The following is a 24,605-nucleotide window of genomic DNA, read 5'->3' on the forward strand; positions in this document are numbered from 1 at the left end:
CACCCCCACCCTCACCCCCACGCTTGAAATCCGTGCTCCCGGCGCAGAAATGCCATCTACCGGTTATGCTGTCCAACCCGGCGGCCCCTTGCCTGACGGAGTGGTGAATATCCTCGTCCTTGGCTCCGATGCCCGTCCCGGCGGAGGATTCCGCACAGATGTCATCGTGCTGGTTTCCATAAATCGCAACAACGGCACCGTCAGCCTGGTTTCTTTCCCGCGTGATCTGTACGTAACCATTCCCGGCTGGATGACCAACCGGATTAATACGGCCCAGGCAGCGGGAGGGTTTGCGACCATGGCTTCCACCTTTGAGTACAATTTCGGCGTCCGCCCCACCTATTACGTGATGACCAACATGCAGGGGTTCACCGGTATCATCGACAGCCTGAATGGTATCAACGTCAAAGTGCGCCAGTCGCTTCGTGATAAATGCGATCTCCCCTGGGCTGATGCTCACGGCTATTGTTCCATCGAAGCGCCCGCCACCGTTCCCATGGACGGACAAACCGCCCTCTGGTACGTGCGTTCGCGCTACTCTTCCAGTGATTTCGACCGCCTGCGCCGTTCGCAGGAGGTGCTCCAGGCAATCTTCAACCGCCTCATTTCCATCGATGGTATCCGGCGGGCGCCTGAAATCTACGAAATTTACCGCCGAAGCGTCGAAACCAACCTCACCCTTGATGCCCTGCTGCCCCTCGCCTCCGTGGCACAACAGGTGATGGAAGATCCCTCACGGATTCGCCGCTTTACCATCACCCCGGCCGAAGCCTACCCCTTCATCACCCCGGAAGGCGCCTGGGTACTCTGGCCCAACCTCGATGCCATCAAAGCCATCGTGTACCAGGCGGTTTACCGCTGATCCGCTCGGTACATGCTCTCACCAGAAGAGGTTCAAACCCGTGAAAATCGGCGATTGACTTTTCTGCCGAAAGAGGGTAGACTATTCTTTACCTACACGAAAACCTTTCCCGGTGAAGATGAAAATGCCCGCCGAACCCGCTCAACCCGTTGTCGCCCACCTGACCCCGCAAACCCCCCTCCTCCCTGCCATTCACGCCTGGGAAATCTTCCTCAAAGATCAGGGGCGTTCCATCTACACCATTAAAGCCTTCCGCGGTGATCTTGAATTGCTGGCTTCCTTCCTTCCACCCGATCGCACGCTTGGTGCAGTTTCCACCAATGACCTGAACCACTTTATCCAGTGGCTTCAGAAAGGCCGCGGTGTGCCCTGCAGCCCCAAGAGCCTGGCGCGGCGCATCACTTCTATCAAGGCATTTTTTCGATGGTTACAGCGCAGTGGAGTCTTACTCCAGGATCCCGCCCTCAAGGTCATTCAGCAATCGGTCATCAGCCCTCTGCCCGTGGTGCTTACACCCGAAGAGGTGCTTAAGGCCGTGGAAGCCGCTCAGGCCTTCCGTCAGGCCGCCAAACCCGATCCCCGCCCCTACGTCCTGCTCACCTTGCTCCTCGAGACCGGCATTAAAAAAGGCGAATGCCTGACGATCACACGCAACCACATTGACGCCGAGGCCCCCGACGGACCCACCCTGTTTGTCCGATACGCCAGTCCCGCCAACCGCTATAAAGAACGAAAGATCCCTCTCTCACAGGACTGGATCACGGCCTACCAGGAATATCTGGCACAGTACAACCCTCCCGACCAGATTTTCCCCTGGTCACCGCGCCGCCTGGAATATCTCCTTGAAGATATCAGCAAAGCAGCCGGGCTGGAAAAACACATTTCTTTTGACATGTGCCGCTGGACCTGCGCCCTGGATGATTGGAAATCCGGCATGGAGGGGGAGAAAATCCGGCAAAAGCTGGGCATTTCTAAAATCCAGTGGCGAGAGGTATCCATGAAGTTGCGCCAGTTAGCTGGCGAGGCCATTGAATAGCCTCTCCCGGCCACCTTCATCAACCGGTGCCGCGGCTCAACTTCAGGTAAAGCAGGCGTTGACTGCCCTCCCTCACCCTGAAACGATGATCAGGGCGGTACCCTGGCACCCATACAATCTCTTCACCGCTGTAAACCAGCGGCCAGCCTGCCCGCAATTCCCGGGGTAATCGCACATTGATCCAGAAGTCTGAAAGCTTCTGAGAGCGCCCTCCCAGCCCCAGCGGCTGAAAACGCTCCCCTTGTCGGGCCCGGTGCACCAGCAGGGGCAAATGGAGCCTATCGGCGTCCAGGTAGGCTTCCCAGCGCCCGGCAGAACGATAAACCTCTCTGCCAGCCTCGCTCCAGGACGCCTCCAACCGCCAGCCGTTTTCCAGTTCCAGCACCCCCGGCACATCCAAGACGAGAACACCCCCTTCGTCCAACTGCGGCCATTCCGCGCCAGAAAAAGGCAGGGTATCTCCTTCCAGAAGGAACACCCGATCTCCCTCGATCGCCAATCGCAGCCCCTGGGCCAGATGGAACCGCCCACTGCGGGAAGGCTCTGCGATGAAATGCACCCCCCGCTCCACCAGTTCGAAACCGATATCCCTCAACCCCGGCCGCAGGAACGCTATGGCACGGCGAAACAACCTTCGCTGCAGGCTAACCGGCAAAGCAAGGAAGGCCTCTCGATTCAACGCCACCTTCCCCACATTGACCTCACAGGCCACCCGAATCCAGGCCGCCTCAACCGCCTGCTCGATCACCTCCGCCTCCCCGGCGAGCACCTGTGCCGTACGCCAGAGCACCTCTTTAATGCGCGGGTTGTAGGTTTGCAACCGGGGGATCAATTCGTGCCGCAGGCGATTGCGGAAATAGGTCACATCGCGGTTACTGGCATCTTCCACCGGCTCCAGCCCGTATTCCTGGCAGTAAGTCTCGATCTCTTCACGCCATATTCCCAGCAGGGGGCGCACCAGAGGGATGCCTTCGTCCCACTCTTCCTGCACCCTGGAACCCTTCATTCCGGTTAATCCTTCCAGACCCGAACCGCGTAACAGATGCATGAGCACTGTTTCAACCTGGTCGTCAGCGTGATGTGCCACGGCTACCGCCTGCGCCCCCCACTGGCGTGCCACCCGAAAGAGAAACCGATAACGCATCACACGTGCGGCTTCTTCCACAGACAATCTTGCATCCCGGGCATACGCCGCCACATCCTGCCGTTCCACGATGAAAGGCAGACCGCGTTGACCGGCCACCTCTGCCACCCGGCGGGCGTCTTCCGCCGATTCCGGGCGCAGCGCATGGTCAAAATGTGCCACGATCACCTGAAACCCGGCCTTCCACAGGCAATCGAGCAGGCAGAGACTATCTGCACCGCCCGAAACCCCCACCACTACGGGGCGATCCAGCCGCAGAGAGCATTCTCTCAGACAGACATCCTTTATCCGTTCGATGAGCATCTTCTGTTATTATACGCAATGAAAACATCATATTATTATGCAAGTCCCCGCCCCAATTGAATATCTTTCTACAATTCTTTCTGGCCTTCCCGGTCTATAATCAATAATGACCACGGTTTTCCCAAGGAGGTACTGTAATGGCAAAAATCACCCTGATCGGTGCGGGAAGTTACGTTTTTACTCGCAACCTGTGCAACGATATTCTCCTCACCCCTGCTCTGCAGGACAGTCACATCACTCTCATGGATATTGATCCGGTGCGTCTCTCCTGGGCCCGGGATCTGGTGCAGGCCCTGATCGACCGGCGCGGCCTCAAAGCCACCGTTGAGGCCACCACCGACCGCCGCGAAGCCGTCACCGAGGCAGATTATGTCATCACCACATTTCAGCAGGGCGGGCTGGCCGCTTATGAGCTGGACATTGAAATCCCGCGCAAATACGGGGTCGAGCAATGTGTGGGCGATACCCTCGGTCCGGGTGGGGTATTCCGCGCCCTGCGTACCATCCCCGTCCTTCTCGACCTGTGCGATGACCTCGATGAGCTGGCCCCCGACGCACTCATCCTCAATTACGTCAATCCCATGGCCGCCAATTGCTGGGCAATCAACTACGGTTCAGGGCGCCCGAATGTGGGGCTGTGTCACAGTGTGCAGGGCACCAGTGAAATGCTGGCGCGGTGGGCAGGCGTTCCGTACGAAGAAGTCAATTTCCTCTGTGCTGGCATCAATCACCAGTCTTTCTTCCTCGAATTTCGCCGCGGCAAAGAAGACCTTTATCCCAAACTGTGGGAAGCTATCGAGAAAGAAGAAATTTACGCCGAAGAGCCGGTGCGCATTGACCTGATGAAATACTTCGGCTATTTCGTCACCGAATCCAGCGGCCATGCCAGCGAATATGTGCCTTACTTCCGCAAGACCGCAAAAATGGTGGAGGAAGAACTCAGCCCCCGCTTCAAGAATCCGGCAGATCACTGGTTTGATTTTGCCCGCACGGGTGGCTACCTGCGTCATTGCCAGCAAACGGCTCAATCACTGGAGAAAGAGTTTAAGGAAGTGCTGGAAGGAGTGCGCACCCTCAGTAATGTGCGCAGCCACGAGTACGGCTCAGCCATCATTGAAGCCATTGAAACCAACCGCCCGGCAAAGATCAACGGCAACGTGCCCAATGACGGCCTGATCACCAACCTGCCGGATGGCTGCACTGTGGAAGTGCCCTGCCTGGTCGATGCCAGCGGCATTCAACCCGTTGTGGTGGGTGATCTGCCGCCTCAGCTGGCCGCTCTCAACCGTACCAACATCAACGTGCAGGAGCTAATCGTGGAAGCGGCCCTCAACGGCAACCGCGATGCCGTTTATCACGCCGTAATGCTCGACCCGCTGACAGCAGCCGTCTGCACCCTGCCGCAAATTCACGCCATGGTCGATGAAATGCTCGAAGCCCAGCAGCAATGGCTGCCAGAATTTGCTTTCTAAGGTTCTGAACTACCCTTTAAGGAGGTTCCCATGCCCAAAATCGCCTTTATCGGAGCCGGTTCAACCGTCTTCGCCAAAAACTTACTCGGCGATATCCTCAGTTTTCCAGAACTGGCCGGTTCAACCATCGCCCTGATGGATATCGATGAAACCCGCCTGAACACCACCCGTCTGGTAGCCGAGCGCATCGCCCGCAGCCTGGGAGCACATCCCACCCTCGAAGCCACCACCGACCGCCGCCGTGCTCTGGATGGTGCCGATTATGCTATCACCATGTTTCAGATCGGTGGTTACCGCCCCAGCACGGTGATCGATTTTGAGATCCCTAAAAAATATGGCCTGCGTCAGACCATTGCCGATACACTGGGCATCGGCGGCATCATGCGCGCCCTGCGCACGATCCCGGTGCTGTTAGATGTATGCCGCGACATGGAAGAACTTTGCCCCCAGGCTACCTTCTTAAATTACGTCAACCCGATGGCCATGAACATGTGGGCCATCAACCGTGCCAGCAAGATCAAAAATGTGGGGCTGTGTCACTCTGTCCAGGGAACGGCCTATCAGCTTGCGGCAGATATCGGTGTGCCGCCGGAGGAGATCAATTACGTGTGCGCCGGCATCAACCACATGGCGTTCTACCTCAAATTCGAACGCAAAACTCCTCAGGGTGTTGAAGACCTCTACCCGCGCATCCGTCAAATTGCAGCCGAAGGCAAAGCCCCGGCCTGGAACAGGGTACGCTACGAGGTATGCAAACGTACTGGCTATTTCGTAACTGAATCCAGTGAGCATTTCAGCGAATACGTTCCCTGGTTCATCAAGCGCGACCGACCCGACCTGATCGAGAAATTCAACATTCCTCTGGATGAATACATCCGCCGCTGTGAGGTGCAGCTGGCCGGCTGGGAAGTGACCAAAGATACCATCGAAAACCCCAGCATCCCGGTGGATAAAGAAAAAGCACGCCAGAAGCTCCTCGCCGCCGGAGCCACCTCTGAAGAGGTGCAATGGATCCTGGAGGAAGCCAGCAACTTCGATGCCATCGAGCAATCGCATGAATACGGTTCCTACATCATCCACAGCCTTGAGACCGGCCAGCCGCGCGTTGTATATGGCAATGTTGCCAATCACGGGCTGATCGACAACCTCCCCACCGGCTGCACTGTGGAAGTGCCCTGCCTGGTAGACAGAAACGGCATCCAGCCAGTGCGCGTGGGGGCACTCCCGCCTCACCTGGCGGCGATGATGCAGACCAACATCAACGTACAGGCTCTTACCGTAGAAGCCGCACTCACCGGTAAACGCGAACATATCTATCATGCTGCCATGCTCGACCCGCACACCGCGGCAGAACTGGATCTGGAGCAAATCTGGAACCTGGTGGACGATCTTATCGCAGCCCACGGAGACATGCTCCCACCTTTTGCCTGATCCTTCTCTCCAGATCATTCCATCAAGTTCGCAGGCACAACACAGCGGCGTTCTGCCGCTGTGTTGTACCGTTGACACCTGACCCTCCGCGCCTCCAGGTCAGCCTGCAATGTGGTTGGTAACCACTGACTCAAACAGCATTTTCCCGTCTGGATCGAACCCGCGAAAACATACCACCCTGTCTTTCCCGTGACTCTTGGCGGCGTACATGGCCGCATCGGCCCGTCCGATCACATCATCCAGGCTTTTTCCCCAGTGATCTGAAGAGAGAATGCCAATGCTCATGGTCAGGGGCAGGTCGGGCACATCAGGCCCAAGGCTTGAGAGGCCAAATTGATAGCGGCTACGCATCTTTACCGCAATCTCTACCGCCCGCTCTTCCGGGCAGTTCCACAGTAACACAATAAACTCGTCCCCGCCCATGCGTGCCACCACATCAGTAGAACGGCAACTGCCAAGCAGTACCTCACCCGCATATTGCAGAATCCGGTCTCCGGCCAGGTGGCCAAACCGATCGTTAATCATCTTCAGATTATCCAGATCAATAAACAGGAGGGAATGCACCCCTTCGCCTGCAGGGCGTTTTAACACCTCTTCCAGCACCTCGGTGAGGTACTTACGGCTGCGCACCCCCGTGAGAGAGTCTCGCGCCACCTGTTCATAAAATTGCCGTTTTTCAACCAGAGCAGCCTGCAGGGCCTGATTCTGGTTCTTAAGAAAACGAAAATAGTAAAGGCTCAATAAAAAGAGCATCACGATGGCACCCAGCCACGGCTGTGCATCCACGTATCGGAAAATTCCCAGTGCCACCAACCCGTCGAAAAAGCCAAGAAGCAGCCATACCAGAAAGCCAAACACCAGCGGCGAAAGGACAAAACGCTCGCTCTTCCGGCGTAAAAAATAACGGAAGAGAAACCCCCAGCTGATGGTGGCCGAAATGAGGATACTTATCGGGAGCAAGGTATACCAGGGGCCGACCTGTAACACCGGGTAGCGAAATGATGCCCAGGTTGCCAGATCTCGCCCGAACACCCCCGGCACCCGCAGGATAATGGCCAGCGCCCACACCCCATGCACTGCTGCAACTGCCGCCAGCCAGGTTTTACGTCGTTCCCCGGTAAACGCCTGAACAAGGTATTCAAAAGCAGGCGGGATGAATACCAGCCCTGTGAAACTTACCCGCGTCCAGAATTCAACCTCTTCCACGGTGCGGCCAGAGGTGTACATTCCATAGCCAAGGACGTAAAAAAACACCGGAACCAGAAAGAGGATAAGCGCCCTGGGTCGCCAGTGTTCACCGGTAAACGGGAAAGTAAGAGTGGCCACCCCCAGGCTCATCAAAATAACCATCGCACTGATCAGGTTGGGGATAGAGCCAATGTAGAGTTCAACCACGTATCCAGGGGGAAAGTTGACCATCCAGGTTCTCCGCGAGAGCACAGTTTCACAGGCACAGACGGGAAACTCCCCCCATTGTACCACGCACCGCCCCGCCAGCCCCGAACATTTCACGCCACCACGGGTCGTCCTGGCAGAGAATTTCATGCTAGAATCGACACGGGTTGATTGCAAGTGAGGTTTACTATGGACTCCATCGAGCGCACCTACCGCACCCTGCATTTTGAGCCCACCGACCGGGTGCCGGTGAGCCTGCCAGACTTTCTGGTCACTGCGCGCCTCATGGGCGCGGCTTCCTTTGCCGACTTTTTCCATGATGGTGACGCCATGGCAGAAGGGCAACTCCTGGCCTGGCGTCGCTACGGGCACGATGTCCTCATTCTGGAAAACGGCACCGCCGCACTCGCCGAAGCCTGCGGCGTGCATGTCACCTATCTTTCCGACACCGCCCCGGTGGCGCGGGAGCCTGCCATCACCAGCCTGGATGAGGTAGAAAAACTGAAACTCCCCGATCCATACCGTGATCCGATCCTGAAAGAACTTCTCAAAGCCACCCGCATCGTGGTGCAAGAAACTGCCGGGAGGGCATTCGTGATGGGGCGGGCCGACCAGGGGCCATTCAGCCTGGCCTGCGAAATTCGTGGCATGGAAGCCCTGATGATGGACCTGGCCCTGGGAGAACAACCCGAGAAAATTCACCGGTTGCTGGATTTCTGCCGCCAGGCAGTCACCCGGTTTGCCCTCGCCCAGGTGGAACAGGGAGCGCACTGCACCTCTATCGGCGACTCCCCTTCCGGCCCGGATGTACTCTCACCCCGCTTTTACCGCCAGTTCGCCTGGCCCCATGTTAAGACCCTGTGTGCTGAACTGAGCCAGAAAAAGGTGCTCCTTTCTTATCATATCTGCGGCAATGCCACCCCCATCCTTGCCGATATGGTTGCCACCGGCGCCCCGATGATTGAAATCGACCAGAAAGCAGACCAGAAGGCCTGTAAAGCCGCCGCACGGGGCAAAGCCACCCTCATCGGGCCGGTAGACCCCAACGCCGTCATGGCCATGGGTACCCCGGATCTGGTGCTCGAGAAATGTAAAGAAGCCATTGAAAACTTATCCCCCGGCGGCGGGTTCATCCTTGGGCCAGGTTGCGCTCTACCGGCCACTACCCCCGATGATAACATCCTCGCCATGGTCGAAGCGGCTAAAAAATATCCGCCCAAATTTACTGCAGGTTAACCCTTATGTCTATCTCCGAACGAGTTGCCCGTCTGAAACAGCAAAGCCTTGAGGCCATTCCTGTCCTTTCACCAGAACGTGCCCTGCTGATGACCGAATTTTACGCCAGCTCCAGCATCCTGGAGTCTACACCGGTCAAACGGGCGCGTTCCTTCCAGTATTTGCTGGAGCATAAAACCATTTGCATCCATCCCGGGGAGCTGATCGTGGGAGAGAAAGGCCCCGCCCCTAAAGCCACTCCCACTTATCCGGAGCTGTGCTGCCACTCACTGCAAGACCTCGACCTGTTAAACACCCGCGAGAAGATTCCCTTCAAAGTGGCACCCGAAACCCGCCGTCTTTACGAAGAGCGCATCATCCCCTTCTGGCAAGGGCGTAGCATGCGCGATCTCATCTTTGCCAGCATGACCCCCGAGTGGCTGGCCGCCTACCGGGCAGGCATCTTCACCGAGTTTATGGAGCAACGCGCCCCCGGCCATACCGTACTGGACGGCAAAATCTATCATAAGGGCATGCTCGATTTCATCGCCGAGATCGACGCCGCCCTTGCCCGGCTGGATTTCCTCAATGACCCTCACGCTTATTCCCGCCAGGAAGAACTCAGGGCCATGCGCATCTGCGCCCGGGCGCTGATTCATTTTGCCGGGCGCCACGCCGACCTGGCCCGCCAGCTGGCCGGGCAAGAATCTGACCCGCAGCGGAAAAAAGAGCTGGAACGTATCGCCTCGGTGTGTGAATGGGTACCCGCCCATGCCCCACGCGACTTCTGGGAAGCCCTTCAGTACTACTGGTTTGTCCACCTCGGCGTTACCACCGAGCTGAACACCTGGGATTCCTTCAGCCCTGGCCACCTCGATCAGCATCTTGAACCCTTCTATTACCGCGGCCTCAGCGAGGGCACATTGACGCGCGAAATGGCCCGCGAGCTCTTACAGTGTTTCTGGATCAAGTTCAATAACCAGCCAGCTCCGCCCAAGGTGGGCGTCACGGCTGCCGAAAGCGGCACTTACACCGATTTTGCTCAGATCAACCTCGGCGGCCTGCGGCCCGACGGCTCGGATGCAGTCAGCGAAGTCACTTACCTGATCCTTGACGTGGTGGAAGAGATGCGCCTGCTTCAACCAAGCGCCTCTGTGCAGGTGAGCAAGAAGAATCCCGACCGCCTCATTCAACGCGCCGGCGAAATTATCCGCACGGGTTATGGGCAACCCTCGCTGTTCAACGCCGATCTCATCGTTCAGGAACTGGTGCGCCAGGGAAAACGGGTAGAAGATGCCCGCCTGGGCGGTTCTTCGGGTTGTGTGGAAGTGGGCGTCTTTGGTCACGAAAATTACAACCTCACCGGTTACTTCAACCTGCCCAAGGTACTGGAAATCACCCTTCACAACGGAGTCGACCCACGCACCGGGGAGAAAATTGGCCTGGAAACCGGAGACCCGCGTTCCTTCCAGAGCTTCGATGATCTCTTTGCGGCTTTCGAACGCCAGATGCAGCATTTTATCGACATCAAAATCCGGGGGAACAATGTCATCGAGCGGCTCTACGCCACCCACATGCCCGCGCCCTTCCTCTCCCTGTTGATTAATGACTGCATTGCTCGCGGTCAGGACTATCACGACGGCGGTGCCCGCTACAACACCAGCTATATCCAGGGTGTAGGCATTGGCACCATGGCCGATTCCCTCGCCGCCCTCGATACTCACGTCTTTCAGCGCCGCGAAGTCTCCATGGAAGAATTGCTCACCGCGCTCGCCAGGGATTTTGAAGGCCACGAACGTTTGCGCCTTTCGCTGCTTAACCGCGCTCCGAAGTATGGGAATGACGATCCAGCCGCAGACAGGATGATGCAACGAGTGTTCGACGCCTATTTCAACGCCATCGATGGGCGCCCCAATACCCGCGGTGGCACCTACCACATCAACCTGTTGCCCACCACCTGTCATGTGTATTTTGGCTCCGTCACCGGCGCGACCCCCGATGGACGCCGCGCCTGGACCCCTCTCAGCGAGGGTGTTTCCCCGGTGCAGGGAGCCGACCGCCGCGGCCCTACCGCAGTGATCCAGTCTCTCGCGCGGATGGATCACGTCCGTACGGGTGGAACGCTTTTGAACCAGAAGCTCACTCCGCGTCTGCTTCAGGATGAAGAGGGACTGCGCCACCTTGTCCAACTGGTGCGCACCTACTTCCGGCTGGACGGGCATCATATCCAGTTCAACGTGGTGGACGCTGCCACCTTACGCCGTGCCCGGGAACACCCCGAGCAATACCGCGACCTCATCGTGCGTGTCGCTGGCTATTCGGATTACTTTGTCGATCTGAGCGAAGCTCTCCAGGAGGAGATCATCGCCCGCACCGAACATCAGACCTTCTAAAAGTTTCATTACAACCTGCATGGAGTGAACCCAAATGCCCTGGACCAGTGTTACCCCGATTGTGCTCTGGGCGGTCATTTTTATTCCGCTGGCTGTTGCCCTCTGGTTCATCCAGTTCAACAGCCGTCTAACCGCCCTCCTGTTCATTGTCGCCTATGCCGCGGCCAGTTTCTTCTGGGTGATGACCGTAAATTGGTCACTGGTGTGGTATTACCTGCGCTTCGTACCCGCGGTCTTTGTATTGTTGCTCATCATCCGTCAGATCTATCTCACCGATGGAAAACCTTTCTTCCCCCGGGGAGGTGTGGCAGGCTGGGCGGCCTTCTTCGTCGCCCTCCTCCTGATCGCCGCCTGCATTCCTCTTAATGCGCGTGTGCTCGAATCCTACGACTATGAGAGCTATTACAAAGAAGACGCGATTCTGGTGCTGTTCCCTCTGCGAGAGGGTATGTACGTCATCACGAATGGCGGCAACGGTATTCAGGGGCTGGGGATGAACGATCATGTCCGCAGTCTGTTCGGCACACCCAGCGGTACCCTCCCCAACCAGGGATACGCCGTAGATATCATGAAAATGACCGTTCGTGGAACGGTCAGTGAAGGCATTCTCAACCGCGATTACCGGAAATATCTGAGTTACAACGAGCCCGTACACAGCCCATGTGTAGGCCAGGTGGTCAAGGTAGTCGATGGCATTCCCGATGTGCCCGTCCTCGCTCCGGGAGACCCGCTGGGGAACTATGTGGTGCTCAAGTGCTTTGAGTGGTACGTCACCCTCGCCAATTTCCGTTCCGGCACTTTCTTCGTGAAAGAAGGGGATCGAGTAGGGCTTGGGCAGGTTCTGGGGCGCATTGGCAACTCTGGAACACCTTCCATTCCTCATCTGCACATGCAGGTAAATCTGGGGAGTATGGAAGCAGACGCTCCCGCCGTGCCCATCCTCTTCGAATTGCGTTTCTCGGCGAGAAACGCCATCTATATTCCACAATTCTAGCCACCCGCCCCCCCAAACTAGCCGGGGCCGCCCATATTTGAGGCAGCCCCGGTTTTATTCTTAAGCGGGCAAAAGGATTTCTAAAGAACCCCTTCAACCCCCAAACGCCCCAGCATCACCAGGTCATCCCCGGCTTTCACAGGGCGCATCCTGAAAGCGTAGCGATAACGCCCGGGTGGAATGCGAAATTCTTCATGCACGGCAGACATCCACCCATCATCGCCCCCCACCCCCATGTGCCAGCCGTCCACATGGATCAGGGTTTCGGGCAGACGGGTCAGCTCATAAGGATGGCGGGCCTGCTCCAGGTCTTTCACCGTGTAATGCAAAGCGTCAAAATGGAAGCAATCCTGGCCGATGACCATCAAACCGCACTCCTCTTCATCAAGCAGTGCCGTCCAGCGCACATCTTCTCTCCCACCGCATTCACTTGGGAACACGTAAGGGGTAAACATATCATCCACACTGCTCTGATACAACCCCACAGCCGCACCCAGTTTGCGGTCTACATAATTCTCGTGGGGGCCGCGCCCAAACCATAGCACCCGTTCGAAACCAGCCGGGAGCGCCATTTCCAGGCCTACCCTAGGCACATAAGGCAACCGCTCATCGATCACCGATTCATGCTCGACCAGAACCTGCCCGTCTCCAAAAACCCGGTAAGTCACCAGGCTGGTTATTCCATCCGGTTTACCTTCAGCCTGTAAGCGCGCCACCGCACGGAAAAGAACCTCCACCGGGCTAAGGATTGCCCAGCTCACATCCACCAGTTGTCGCTTCAGCCGATCGAGGCCTGCCGCGCGCCATTTGTGAATACTGGCCGGTGGATTTCCCATGAGCAGATCGATATCCGTCGGTGCGCGGTAATACTGCTCCATCGGCCCGGAATGGAGTAAATCTCGCCCCATGGCATGGAACGCCCGCAACCGTCCTTCTCGCTTGTCGAAAAGCAGGAGGAACTCTTTCCCTTCCACCACCAGACGGCTTCCATCTTCTTCCAGAGCAAGCGATGGCATGGTATTCCGCACGACCTTTCGCGCTGGTGGAACTCGCCACGGCAGTTTGATCTGCTCCCACGAAACTTCGTGCCCCCTGGAAGCCCACGGGGTATCCTGGTTCAAAACAAAATGGATATTGAGGAAATATTCTGCTCCAGGGGCAAGCGAATCGGGGCTGTTAAAAGGAACGAGCACCTCGCCCCTTTCGCCGGCCTTCAACGCCGGCACGGGCACCTGACCCGATTGAATCACCCGTCCATCCTCAACCACCTCCCAGACCAGCGTCAGGTGAGAAAGGTCAAGGAACTGATACTTATTCCACACTTCAATACGCCCGTTCAACAGAGCACGGTCATTCAAAGCCCGGGCAGAAACCGGTGCCTGCACCTTCTTCACTTCCCAGGCGCCGGGATGCGGGGTGAGATCAGGCCCAAGGATGCCATTACAACACATTTGCGGGTCTTCATTGTCCTGATAAAACAGCGAATAATCGAAGTCCGGGCCAAAATCACCGCCGTAGGCATAAAAAGGCTCTCCACGCGCGTTGGTTTTAAGGATGGCCTTATCGCTCCAATCCCAGATACACCCTCCCTGAAAACGTGGTTCCTTGTCTACCAGTTCCCAGAATTTAAAGAAGTTCCCCGTGCTGTTCCCCTTGGCATAGGCATACTCACACATCATCACCGGGCGCTTTTCGTGCGGGTCTGCCAGCACGTGGCGAATCCAGTCCAGATTGGGGTACATCACCGATAAGACATCGCTGACCTCAGGGCCAGGATGCCCGCTTTCGGAATGGATCAGACGGGTGGGGTCATACATGCGCAGCCAGGCCGCCATGGCCCCGTGATGCGGCCCACACCCCGACTCATTCCCCAGCGACCACATCAACACACTGGGATGATTCTTGTCCCGCAGGGCCATACGTACTGCCCGCTCCATGAACGCATGCAACCAGAGCGGGTTATGGCTGAGTTCCGACCCCACCCCGTGCGTCTCGATATTGGCTTCATCAATCAGGTAGATGCCGTATTCATCGCAAAGGTCATACCACACCGGGTCATCCGGATAATGGCTGGTACGCACCGTGTTGAAATTTAACTGCTTCATCAGGCAGATCTCCCGGCGCATGTCTTCTTCACTGAGCACCCTTCCACGCTCAGGATGATGCTCGTGACGGTCTACTCCGCGCATCACCAGGCGCCGTCCATTAACCAGAATAACGCCGTCCTTGATTTCAACCTGCCTGAAGCCAACCCGACAGCTTTCAAAATCAAGCTCTTCGCCCCCTGGCCCTTTCAGGACAAGAACCAGGCGGTAAAGATACGGGGTCTCAGCCGTCCAGTGACGGGGGCGGTTTACTCTGGCCTTCAGAATAGCATGGGCGGTCTTTCGCCGGGGAGGGAAAGAAAAGGAAGACTGATTCGATACATCTGCCTCAAGGGGCCGTTCGAGCACAGGCTGGCCCCCATCGTCGTAAAGCATGGCCTCCACACGGTAGGCCGACATCCACGGTACGCGGGTAATTTGCGCCTCAACGTACAGCTCGGCATCCTCATAGCGATCATCAAAGGTGGTGCGCACGGTGAAATCTTCCAGCGCCACCGCGGGTTTACTGTAGAGGATGACATCACGTTGAATACCGCTCATCAACCAGAAGTCCTGGTCTTCCAGGTATGAACCATCACTGTACCGCATAACCTGCACCGCGAGCTGGTTCTCGCCCTGCTTCACAAATTCCGTCACGTCAAATTCGGCAGGCAGACGGCTATCCTGGCTGTATCCAACCATTTCTCCATTGACCCATACGTAGAACGCCGAGTCTACTGCTTCAAACAACAGGAACACCCGCCGGCCATCCCAGTTTTCTGGCACCTCAAAACGGGTGCGATAACAACCGGTGGGATTCTTCTCCGGCACAAAAGGGGGATTGGGAGTGAAAGGATACTTTACGTTGGTGTAAATTGGGTGATCCGCAAAGCCCTGCAATTGCCAGTTCCCCGGCACCCGAATTCCCTCCCATCCCGAGTCGTCAAAATCTGCCAGAAAGAACCCTTCGGGCACTGCCTCAGGGCGTTCAACAAGAGAGAAGCGCCAGGTGCCATTGAGACACTTCACGAAGGGTGAAGCCTTACGCTCACCGCGCAGGGCCATTTCCCGGTTGGGATAAGCTCCCAGCGGCACATGTCCCGCTCGTTTATTAATCCCCACCACCTGTGGGTCTTCCCAGTCGCGTCGCATGGTTATCCTTTCTCAATTCTGCAACCCATCATCGATGCCGCGAGGCATCTTCTTCGGCCAGGGTGCGTAAAAAGTTCGAGACCTCATCCGGCCTGGCATACGCCCCTTCCCAGGGGTTGACCACCAGCAAAAAGCCCTTGCCGCCCAGTTCGCGCACAATGCGGCGTGCCCCATCCGGAGTGACAAACACCTGGCACAACTTTCCGCCATCTCGAATGCGCTTCAGCAGCGGCAGCCACTCTTCGGGCGGGGGCGCGCCGTCTCCCGGAATCCATTGAATTCCCCTCAACCGTTCAATGCCCAGCAACAGGTCGAGATGGGGAATCTCTCCCTTGCCATCCAGATGATAAAAGCCGTGGTCGAGATAGGCACAGCAGGATTCCAGGTCTGGCAAAACAAAGCGTTTGAACATCGCCGGAGAAATCATGTACGAAAAATCACACTGGAGCATGTACGTCTTCCCGGTTGACCAGATCGGCGCCCAGCAGCTCGTCCCCCGGCAGGCAGGGCGGATAATCTGGTACAGCTCATCGTAATAACGTATCCAGAGTGAAGTAATCTGCCTCACCAGGCGGTCCACTTCCTCGGGATAATCGATCAGGTCAACGAGCAAATCCTGGGTATCACGGAAAGAAGCCAGAATATCCAGGTTCCCTCCCAGATCGGTATGAGCAACAGCCAGCTGATCACCAAACCGCTCAACCAGCCTGGCCGTGATATCTTTGACCCGCTTCCACCAGATATTTTCCGGGTCGTATTCGAATTGAATTTCCTGAATGGGGCGCCTGACTTTAGGTCTGAACCAGACCGTCTCCGAAGGCTCGGTAACACTGTGCACCTCCGAACCGAGAAAACCCGCCACAATCCCCGGGCCAAAATTGACCCACAGCCACGGGAAGGCATCGGCGTAGAAGCGCACTCCTGCCAGATAGCGCGCATAGATCTCCACCACCTGTTCCGCGGGCATTTCCAGCGGATAATTGCTCATATACCCCAGCGGCGCGGGCACAGAAGGATCAGGCAAAGCCAGATACACCAGTGGCCGATCCAGTTCCCCGGCCCACCAGGCCATTGTGTCGCGTTCCACGCGATCCCAATCTTCGCGGGTGAAATTCAACATATCCCCTCCCTTCACGGGCGCAGCCGTGTGACTGCGCCCGTGTACCCATGAAATCAATTCATTAGAAAGCCTGCTTGGCCAGCCTCACTGGCGAGTCTCTCCGCCCATCAAAAGGCCGCAGACGCACATCGAATTCAATCTCCTCGGCTTTAAGCTGGTATTTTTCCAACCGGCCAGGCCCACAGCTGGCGCTCCCCAGGCCCGACTGCCCGTAATCGAGGTTCAACACCACCTCCGGAAGGCGGGTCAATTCATGCGGATGGCGACAGCGCTCAAGGTCCTCAACGGAGTAGTGTAAGGCGCTGAAATTGATCCAGGGCTTGCCTGCCGCCATGAAGCCAACCTGATCTTCTGAGTTCAGGCTCACCCAGCGAACCTCGGTTTTGTTTCCGTTTTCCTGCGGGACGATGTATGGCACAAACTGTTCATCCACCGTGCTGGTATAAACGTCTACCCTGGCACCCTCCTGCCGGTCGATGTACGTTTCATGCGGACCGCGGCCAAACCAGGTCACCTGCTCGAAGCCTTCTGGCAGGCGCATCTGCAAACCCAGCCTCGGCAGGAAGGGCAAACCCTGGACTTCTGGTTTTACGTGAACATGCACCAGCACATCTCCGCTACCATACACCGTGTAGGTGATCTCCACCCCAAAGGCTGCCGGTTGTACGGGGGTCGTTTCTCCACCAAAACCACCGGCCTGCAAGGCCTGTTCCAGCTCCGGCGGGACGGGGTGCCCTGTCTCTACCAGCACCGCCTTCACACCCTGCAACATTTCCGCAATGCGCCCCTGCACAGCCAGCGTCCCCAGCAGGTTCTGAATCTTCTTTGTCTTCTCGTCACCGGGGAGGTCAGGGTAAGCGACCCCCATGCGTTCACACAACAGTTTCAGAAGCTCTTCGTCCAGAAGCTGGTTCATGCCCTGGGCGAGCATGTTCAAACGCGGATCGGCAGAGACCATCGAAGGAAGTTGAGCGCCGTCTTTTACCCGCACCTGAGAGCGCACCAGAATTTGCGCCGAGGCAGGAGAAAGCCGCTTTATCTCCACATGGTCTACATACTCTGCCAGCTGATCGTACCCTACCGCGCGCCAGCGCAGGGCAGCCCGCTCATCTCCCCAGGTGTTCAGGTCGTTTTCAGTAGGTGCCCGCCAGAAGTTAATCCGCGGCCCACATTCCAGCAACTCTTTTCCACGCCATTTAAGAGAGACGATGCGTCCTTCTTCCTTGTCGAACACAAGGCTGAAATCTTTACCGCTCAACACGCTGCGCGCCAGAGCTTCCTCAATTTTCAACGCTGGCAGCGAATCCAGCGGCAGGCGGGCCGGAGCAGGCACAGTGATCGGAAGCTGGAACTGTTCCCAGGCCACCTCGTGACCCTTCTCAGCCCACGGCTGATCTTCTGCCAGGGCAAAACTGATCTGCAACCAGTATTCGGTTCCCGGTTCCGGGGTGATCTCCGGTAAGGGGATAGTCATCGTCTCTGACTCGCCCGGCGGCGTGCTCAGACGTGGCAAGAGGCCCTCACCCAGGGTTTTCCCATCGGCCCGCACCCGCCACGAGGGCTGCAGATAGCTCAGATCGGTGAAGAAATGCTTATTGCGCACCGAAACCCTACCCGCCTTGAGATCTACCGCAGTCACGGCCACCGGCTGATAAACCTTTTTCACCTCCCACATTGAGGGGTGAATCTGGCGGTCGGGGAAAATCAACCCATTGATGCAGAAGCTATAATCCGAAGGTTCGTCTCCAAAATCACCCCCATAGGCAAACCAGGTGCGGCCATCTTCTGTCTTCCGCGCCAGCCCCTGATCTACCCAGTCCCAGATGAACCCACCGCGTAAACGCGGGTAAGCCTCGATGATCTCCCAGTATTCTTTCAGGTTACCCGGGCTGTTGCCCATCGCATGAGCGTACTCGCACATAATGAACGGGCGTGTCTCACCGGGCACTGTGGCGTATTCCACCAGTTTCTCCAGCTTGGGGTACATGGTGCTGAGAATATCCAGGTAAGGCTCATTCCGGGCCGACTCATAATGAACGGGGCGTGTGGGGTCATTCTGATGGATCCAGTCTGCCAGGGCTTCGTGGTTAGGGCCATACCCTGATTCATTCCCCAGTGACCAGATGATCACCGAAGGATGGTTTTTATCGCGCTCCACCATCCGGCTACCACGTTCCAGGAACGCCAGCTTCATGGCCGGGTCTTTCGTGGGTTTATCCCATAATCCATGGGATTCAATATTGGCCTCGTCGATGAGATAAATCCCGTATTCATCACACAGATCATACCAGCGCGGGTCATCCGGGTAGTGACAGGTGCGCACAGCGTTGATGTTAAATCGTTTCATCAACAAAATATCTTCGATCATCGACTCCACCGTAACGGCATGACCACGGTCGGGCATGTGCTCATGGCGGTTGACGCCGCGGAAGTACACCCCCACCCCATTGATGAGGATCTTTCCGTCTTTGATCTCCACTTTTCGGAAGCCCACCCGGAACGACTGAACCTCCAGCGTCTCACCCCGGGCGTCCTTCAGGGTTAACAGCAGGGTGTAAAGGTTGGGCTGTTCGGCCGACCATTTGGCGGGGTTCTCCACCTTACCGCTCAGGTGTAACACACTCTCTTCACCACCCGCCACATCCACCACACCGGTCTGCTTCCAGCCATGGGCCGGGTTGCCATTCCGGTCAAACAGCTCGGCCTCTACCTTCAGGCCTTTCGCCACCCGTCTGACGTAATTACGAACGTGCACCCTGAGCTTCAACTCAGCATCGCGGTACTGTTCATCCAGGTCGGTCACCACCCAGGTATCTCTCAAATGCACCGGCGGGGTCGAAAACAGATACACATCCCGGAAAATCCCGCTTAAAAACCACATGTCCTGATCTTCCAGGTAACTGCCATCAGACCAGCGGTATACGCGGGCCGCAAGCGTGTTTTCACCCGGCTTCACCAGCGAGGTAATGTTGAATTCCGCTGGCAGACGGCTATCCTTGCTGAAGCCTGCCAGTTTTCCGTTGATCCACAGATGGAAAGCCGAGTCCACTCCGTCGAACACGATGAAAATCTGGCGTTCCTTCCATTCCTCAGGAATGGTAAATGTCATCCGGTAGCAACCCGTCTCATTGGTATCTTCAGGAATACCGGGATAATTGGAAGTGTCGAAGGCATACTTCGCGGCGAAGTAACGCGGAATGCCGTAACCCAGCACCTGCCAGTTCGAAGGAACGGGGATAGTATCCCAGCCGGAGTCATCAAAAGATTTTTCATAGAACTTCTCGGGCGCTTGGCGCGGTGTAGGACTGAAACAGAATTTCCAGTCCCCGTTGAGCAGGCGGAAGAAAGGTGAGGCCTCGCGCCGACCACTTAATGCGCTGGCCGGGTCAGCGAAGGGCACCAGAGTGACATGCGCAGGTTCTTTATTAATTCCCTGCACTGCCGGGTTTTCCCAGTCATTGACTGTTGCTTTCATAGAACCTCTCCTTGATCAAAATCACCAACTGTTTTCCAAAAAGAACCCGGTGAAGGTCCTCCACCAGGTTCAAAAAATCCGATTGATTGCCCAGAGGTGGTTGACAGCCGGGTTACTGCCGGGCCAGGATCTCCGATACACCCGTTAGAGAAAGCTCACGCGCCCGATGGCATTTGACAAAATGACCCGGCTTCACCTCTTCAAGCTCTGGCTCTCTGGTCCTGCATAGATCTACCGCATAAGAACAGCGCGGATGGAAATAGCATCCCGAAGGCGGATTGGCCGGGCTGGCCACCTCGCCGGTCAGCAGTACGCGCTTCTGACGGGGCCGCGGGTCTGGAAGAGGAATGGCCGACATCAACGCTTCGGTGTACGGGTGCATGGGATTGGTATAAAGCTCCCTGGTCTCGGCCATTTCTACCATCTTTCCCACATACATCACTGCCACGCGGTCGCTGATGTGAGCCACCACGCTCAGATCATGCGCCACGAACAGATAAGTCAGACCAAGGTCTTCCTGTAAATCCTGGAGAAGGTTTAGAATCTGCGCCTGCACCGACACATCCAGCGCCGAGACCGGTTCATCGCAAACCACGAACTTGGGATTTGGCGCAAGTGCCCGTGCCAGACCGATGCGCTGGCGTTGCCCACCGGAAAACGCATGTGGGTAGCGGCGCATGTATTCAGGGCGCAACCCCACCCGCCGCAACATTTCAGCCACCCGGTCTTCCAGCTCACTGCCATGAGCGATGTTCATCGCCCGTAAAGGTGCACCTACAATGTCCAGCAGCGTCATCCGGGGATTCAGCGAAGCATACGGGTCCTGGAAAATCATCCGCATACTCCGCCGTACCACCCGCAGTTTTTCATCATCCAGTTGGGCTACGTCCACCCGCCCAAGGTGGGGATCTCGAAAGAACACCGAACCGCTGGTTGGATTGATCGCGCGCAGAATCGAGCGCCCGGCAGTGGTCTTCCCACAGCCACTTTCTCCCACCAGCCCGAGTGTCTCACCTTCCATAATATAAAAGCTGAGGTTATCTACCGCTTTCACATGCCCCACCACCCGTTTAAAGTAACCACGGCGGATGGGGAAAAACTTCTTCAGGTCGACAACTTCCAGCAAAGGTTCAGCAGTTTGTACCTGATCTGTCATGCTTGTTCCCTCACTCATTTCTGGCCGCCCTGTCTAGTGGGAGGTATAGAGATGGCAGCGCACCATATGCCCGGGCGCGGCTTCAATTTCCGGCACTTCGACTTCATCGCACACCCCGCTGATCATCACGGGGCAACGTGGATGGAAGGGGCATCCCTTCAAGCGCGCATAGGGATCGGGCACCATCCCCTTAATCACGTTCAGGCGGCTTTTCTCCTGCCGGGTAAGCGCATCGCGCAACTGGGGAATAGAAGTCAACAGTGCCTGCGTGTAAGGGTGCAGGGGGTGGAAGAACAACTCCTTCACATCTGTCTTTTCCACAACCCGCCCCAGGTACATCACCGCTACTTCCTGTGCCATTTCGGCAATCACCCCCAGGTTATGGGTGATATACATGATTCCCATTCCAAGCTCTTCTTGCAATTCGCGCATGAGCTTGAGAATCTGAGCTTCCGTGGTCACATCCAGCGCTGTGGTAGGTTCGTCCGCAATCAGCAACTGAGGGCGGCAACTGAGGGCCATGGCAATCACAGCACGCTGGCGCATCCCCCCGCTGAGCTGAAAGGGATATTCATCCACCACACGCTCCGGGTTCGACATGCGCACCCTGGCCAGAATATCAATGGTCATCTCGCGGGCTGTCTTTTTATCCACCTTCTGATGGAGAATAATCGCCTCCATAATCTGCTGGCCCACGGTGCGCACCGGGCTCATGGCCGTCATCGGCTCCTGAAAGACAATGGAGATGTAATTCCCACGAATATTGCGGATCGTCTCCCCGTTCGGGTCTACCTTGGCCAGGTTAATGACTTCTGCCTGTGACGAGCTGCCATCCTTGGGCACTTTATAGAAGAAAATATCTCCTCCGACGATCTTTCCCGGTGGACTCACCAGACGCAGGATGGAATAAGCGGTAATGCTTTTTCCACAACCGCTTTCGCCCACAATTCCCATCGTTACACCACGGTTAACTGTGAGGTTAACCCCGTCCACCGCGCGAACCACCCCTTCCGCCAGGAAAAAGTAAGTGCGCAGGTCTTTGATCTCAACCAGAACGGATGAATTCTGAGGTGTAGTATGTTGCTCTGGCATAAGGCACCTGTTAAGTTACATAGGGATCTGCGGCGTCGCGCAGGCCGTCGCCCAGGAAGTTGAACATGAGTACCGCCGTCACCACAAAAACGGTAGGCCACAGAAGCCACGGTAATTGCGAGACCGTCTGGATGGTCTGAGCATCCTGCAACATCACCCCCCAGCTGATGGTAGGTGCGCGCAATCCAATCCCCAGGAAGCTGAGCGATGTCTCACCCAGGATCATCCCCGGAATGGAAATGGTCAGCGAAACGATGATGTAGCTGGCAAAACCGGGAAGCATGTAGCGCGTGATGATGCTCCATTCACTCTCACCGTCCAGCCTGGCCGCCATGACAAAGTCTTCTTCACGCATACTGAGCATCTTTCCACGCACCGTACGCGCCAGGCTCGTCCACCCAAAGATGGAGAGAATGATGGTGACGAAGAAGTAGGTGCGCAGTTGAGGCCAGTCTTGCGGAAGTGCCGCTGCCAGCGACATCCACAGGGGAATTTGCGGTAACGAGATCAGGACGTCGATGATGCGCATGATCACCTCATCAACGACCCCGCCAAAGAACCCCGCCACACCGCCGAGCAATAACCCGAAGATAAACGAGAGGGCCACACCGATCAATCCTACCGTAAGTGAGATGCGCCCCCCGAAGAAGATACGCGAAAGAAGGTCCCGCCCCAGGCTATCGGTGCCCAGAAGGAAGAAGGGGTAAGGCTTGGTAATATCCGGCTGATCGATTCCAATCAGGTGTCGATCCCAGGAGAACAGCCCCCACAGTTTATAGGGGTCACCTTTGGCAAAAAACTTGACGGGTAAAATGGTGTTAAAGTCGATCTGATACACCGGGCGCAAAGTCACCGGATCGCGTCCGAAGACCATATTGTAAACAAAAGGCCCGCGGAAATTCCCGTTGTAATCAAAAAAGTAAATTTTCATGGGAGGCATTGCCGCATATTCCTTCATGCGATGCAATGGGTCCCATGGTGAAACCACCTCGGCAAAGATGGCAATCAGATAGAAAATAGAGAGCACCACCATTGCCAGTTGAGCCAGTTTATGGCGCCGGAATTTCCACCATACCAGCTGCCACTGGCTGGCACGGTAGAACGCCTCGTCTTTGGTGATGACCGGCGATCCATTGTTCGGTACTTCTACCTTAGGCATGGTCGTCTCGCTCATGACACCTCCAACCCACCAAAGCGAATACGCGGATCAAGAGCCGCCAGCATCAGGTCTGAAATCAGGCTGCCCAGGGCGGTGAGGGTACCAATGATAACGATATACGCCCCGGCAGTATACATATCCTGGTTCATCAAAGCGCGCCAGAGAACCGGCCCGGCTGTATCCAGGTTCAGCACAATCTCAACCACCGTGCCGCCCGAGAAAAACCACACCAGCAACCACCCAAAGGTGCTCACGATGGGGTTGATGGCAATCCGTACGGGGTAGAGCATCAACACTTTGAATTCCGAAAGCCCTTTCGCGCGGGCAACGGTCACGTACTGCTTGCGCAGTTCATCGAGCATCGTAGCGCGCAGGGTGCGGATCAGATTCGCCGTGCCACCAATCGCAAGAATGATCACCGGCAGCCAGATGTGTTTGAGAAAATCCACAAATCTGGCCCAGCTCCAGGGGGCGGTCTGGAATTCCTGAGAGAAAAGCCCTCCCACCTTCAGGCCAAACCAGGAATAGGACACATACATTAAAACCAGCGCCAGTAAGAAGCCAGGAACCGCCAGCCCAATGAACCCCAGGAAGGTGAAAAAGTAATCGACCACAGAGTATTGCTTCACCGCTACCAGGATCCCTACCGGGATGGCAAACGACCAGCAAACCACAAAGGCCAGAAAAGCAATGAAGAAGGTCATCCCCATGCGTGACCCGATGATCTCATTGACTGGCTTACTGAACACGAAGGAATAACCAAAATCTCCCTTCGTGACAATATTCGTGATCCACTTTAAATACTGGAGATGCATGGGTTTATCCAGACCATACATTTTGGTCAACCGCTGCACCTCTGCCTCATCAACCGTATACCCCGATGCCCTCAAACGATTAAGGCGCTCTGTTAAAAAATCTCCCGGGGGCAACTGAATAATGATAAACGCCAGCACTGAAATAATTAAAACCTGCGGGATCATCCGCAACAAACGCATCAAAATATAATTTACCATGCGAAATCACCTCCATCACAGTCCACGAACGCCATTCCATCCGGCGTCCTAATGGACTACCGGACATAGGCTCAAAACAGCCTATATCCGGTAGTCCCATGGAACTCAA

16 protein-coding genes are annotated in these 24,605 nt (G+C 56.4%); 7 read left to right on the plus strand and 9 right to left on the minus strand.

Annotation, left to right across the window (positions count from 1 at the left end):
* Together ATHL_RS12495 and ATHL_RS12500 are read left to right on the plus strand one after the other, a co-directional pair.
* Positions 1-862 (plus strand): LCP family protein (locus tag ATHL_RS12495; protein WP_162787701.1); only part of this gene is annotated, 862 nt, incomplete at its 5' end.
* 124 nt (positions 863-986) lie between these two features.
* A complete protein-coding gene (locus ATHL_RS12500) occupies positions 987-1,898 on the plus strand; it encodes a tyrosine-type recombinase/integrase (RefSeq protein WP_062194274.1) in 912 nt (303 codons plus the stop codon).
* 19 nt (positions 1,899-1,917) lie between these two features.
* Here ATHL_RS12500 and tilS read toward each other — a convergent pair whose 3' ends face one another.
* Positions 1,918-3,345: a tRNA lysidine(34) synthetase TilS gene (tilS, locus tag ATHL_RS12505; RefSeq protein ID WP_062194277.1), complete on the minus strand. Its 1,428-nt coding sequence runs from the start codon at positions 3,343-3,345 to the stop codon at positions 1,918-1,920.
* A 137-nt stretch (positions 3,346-3,482) separates the two neighbouring features.
* Between tilS and melA (ATHL_RS12510) the strand changes: the two genes are divergently transcribed.
* Together melA (ATHL_RS12510) and melA (ATHL_RS12515) are read left to right on the plus strand one after the other, a co-directional pair.
* Positions 3,483-4,817 (plus strand): alpha-glucosidase/alpha-galactosidase, encoded by a 1,335-nt coding sequence (melA, locus tag ATHL_RS12510; protein WP_062194278.1) that lies wholly within the window; start codon positions 3,483-3,485, stop codon positions 4,815-4,817.
* Between the two features lie 30 nt (positions 4,818-4,847).
* Positions 4,848-6,248 (plus strand): alpha-glucosidase/alpha-galactosidase, encoded by a 1,401-nt coding sequence (gene melA, locus ATHL_RS12515; protein ID WP_062194290.1) that lies wholly within the window; start codon positions 4,848-4,850, stop codon positions 6,246-6,248.
* A gap of 99 nt (positions 6,249-6,347) precedes the next feature.
* Here melA (ATHL_RS12515) and ATHL_RS12520 read toward each other — a convergent pair whose 3' ends face one another.
* Positions 6,348-7,667 (minus strand): histidine kinase N-terminal 7TM domain-containing diguanylate cyclase, encoded by a 1,320-nt coding sequence (locus ATHL_RS12520; RefSeq protein WP_062194293.1) that lies wholly within the window; start codon positions 7,665-7,667, stop codon positions 6,348-6,350.
* A 165-nt stretch (positions 7,668-7,832) separates the two neighbouring features.
* Between ATHL_RS12520 and ATHL_RS12525 the strand changes: the two genes are divergently transcribed.
* The 3 genes from ATHL_RS12525 to ATHL_RS12535 are packed head-to-tail and all read left to right on the plus strand — an operon-like array spanning position 7,833 to position 12,245.
* Positions 7,833-8,879, plus strand: a complete 1,047-nt coding sequence (locus ATHL_RS12525) for a uroporphyrinogen decarboxylase family protein (protein ID WP_062194295.1) — start codon at positions 7,833-7,835, stop codon at positions 8,877-8,879.
* Between the two features lie 11 nt (positions 8,880-8,890).
* Positions 8,891-11,251, plus strand: coding sequence for a trans-4-hydroxy-L-proline dehydratase (hypD, locus tag ATHL_RS12530; protein WP_062194344.1), 2,361 nt, complete (start codon positions 8,891-8,893; stop codon positions 11,249-11,251).
* A gap of 34 nt (positions 11,252-11,285) precedes the next feature.
* A complete protein-coding gene (locus ATHL_RS12535) occupies positions 11,286-12,245 on the plus strand; it encodes a M23 family metallopeptidase (RefSeq protein ID WP_062194298.1) in 960 nt (319 codons plus the stop codon).
* A gap of 80 nt (positions 12,246-12,325) precedes the next feature.
* On the opposite strand, the gene lacZ is transcribed toward ATHL_RS12535, so the two are convergent.
* The 7 genes from lacZ to ATHL_RS12570 form a co-directional block, all read right to left on the minus strand.
* Positions 12,326-15,481, minus strand: coding sequence for a beta-galactosidase, LacZ type (lacZ, locus tag ATHL_RS12540; protein ID WP_062194301.1), 3,156 nt, complete (start codon positions 15,479-15,481; stop codon positions 12,326-12,328).
* 28 nt (positions 15,482-15,509) lie between these two features.
* Complete coding sequence (locus ATHL_RS12545; protein WP_062194302.1) at positions 15,510-16,601, minus strand: uroporphyrinogen decarboxylase/cobalamine-independent methonine synthase family protein; 1,092 nt, start codon at positions 16,599-16,601, stop codon at positions 15,510-15,512.
* Positions 16,602-16,662: 61 nt separating this feature from the next.
* A complete protein-coding gene (locus tag ATHL_RS12550) occupies positions 16,663-20,076 on the minus strand; it encodes a glycoside hydrolase family 2 TIM barrel-domain containing protein (RefSeq protein WP_062194304.1) in 3,414 nt (1,137 codons plus the stop codon).
* Between the two features lie 112 nt (positions 20,077-20,188).
* Positions 20,189-21,232, minus strand: a complete 1,044-nt coding sequence (locus ATHL_RS12555) for an ABC transporter ATP-binding protein (protein ID WP_062194305.1) — start codon at positions 21,230-21,232, stop codon at positions 20,189-20,191.
* 33 nt (positions 21,233-21,265) lie between these two features.
* Entirely contained in the window at positions 21,266-22,324 is a 1,059-nt protein-coding gene (locus ATHL_RS12560; protein WP_062194307.1) for an ABC transporter ATP-binding protein, read from the minus strand.
* Positions 22,325-22,334: 10 nt separating this feature from the next.
* Positions 22,335-23,498 carry an ABC transporter permease gene (locus ATHL_RS12565; RefSeq protein WP_201797976.1) on the minus strand — a complete coding sequence of 388 codons (1,164 nt, stop codon included), beginning with the start codon at positions 23,496-23,498 and terminating at the stop codon, positions 22,335-22,337.
* Positions 23,495-24,496: an ABC transporter permease gene (locus ATHL_RS12570; protein WP_062194308.1), complete on the minus strand. Its 1,002-nt coding sequence runs from the start codon at positions 24,494-24,496 to the stop codon at positions 23,495-23,497. The genes ATHL_RS12565 and ATHL_RS12570 overlap by 4 nt, the downstream gene beginning before the upstream one ends.
* Positions 24,497-24,605 lie beyond the last annotated feature (109 nt).

Source organism: Anaerolinea thermolimosa, assembly GCF_001050195.2.
Lineage (GTDB): Bacteria > Chloroflexota > Anaerolineae > Anaerolineales > Anaerolineaceae > Anaerolinea > Anaerolinea thermolimosa.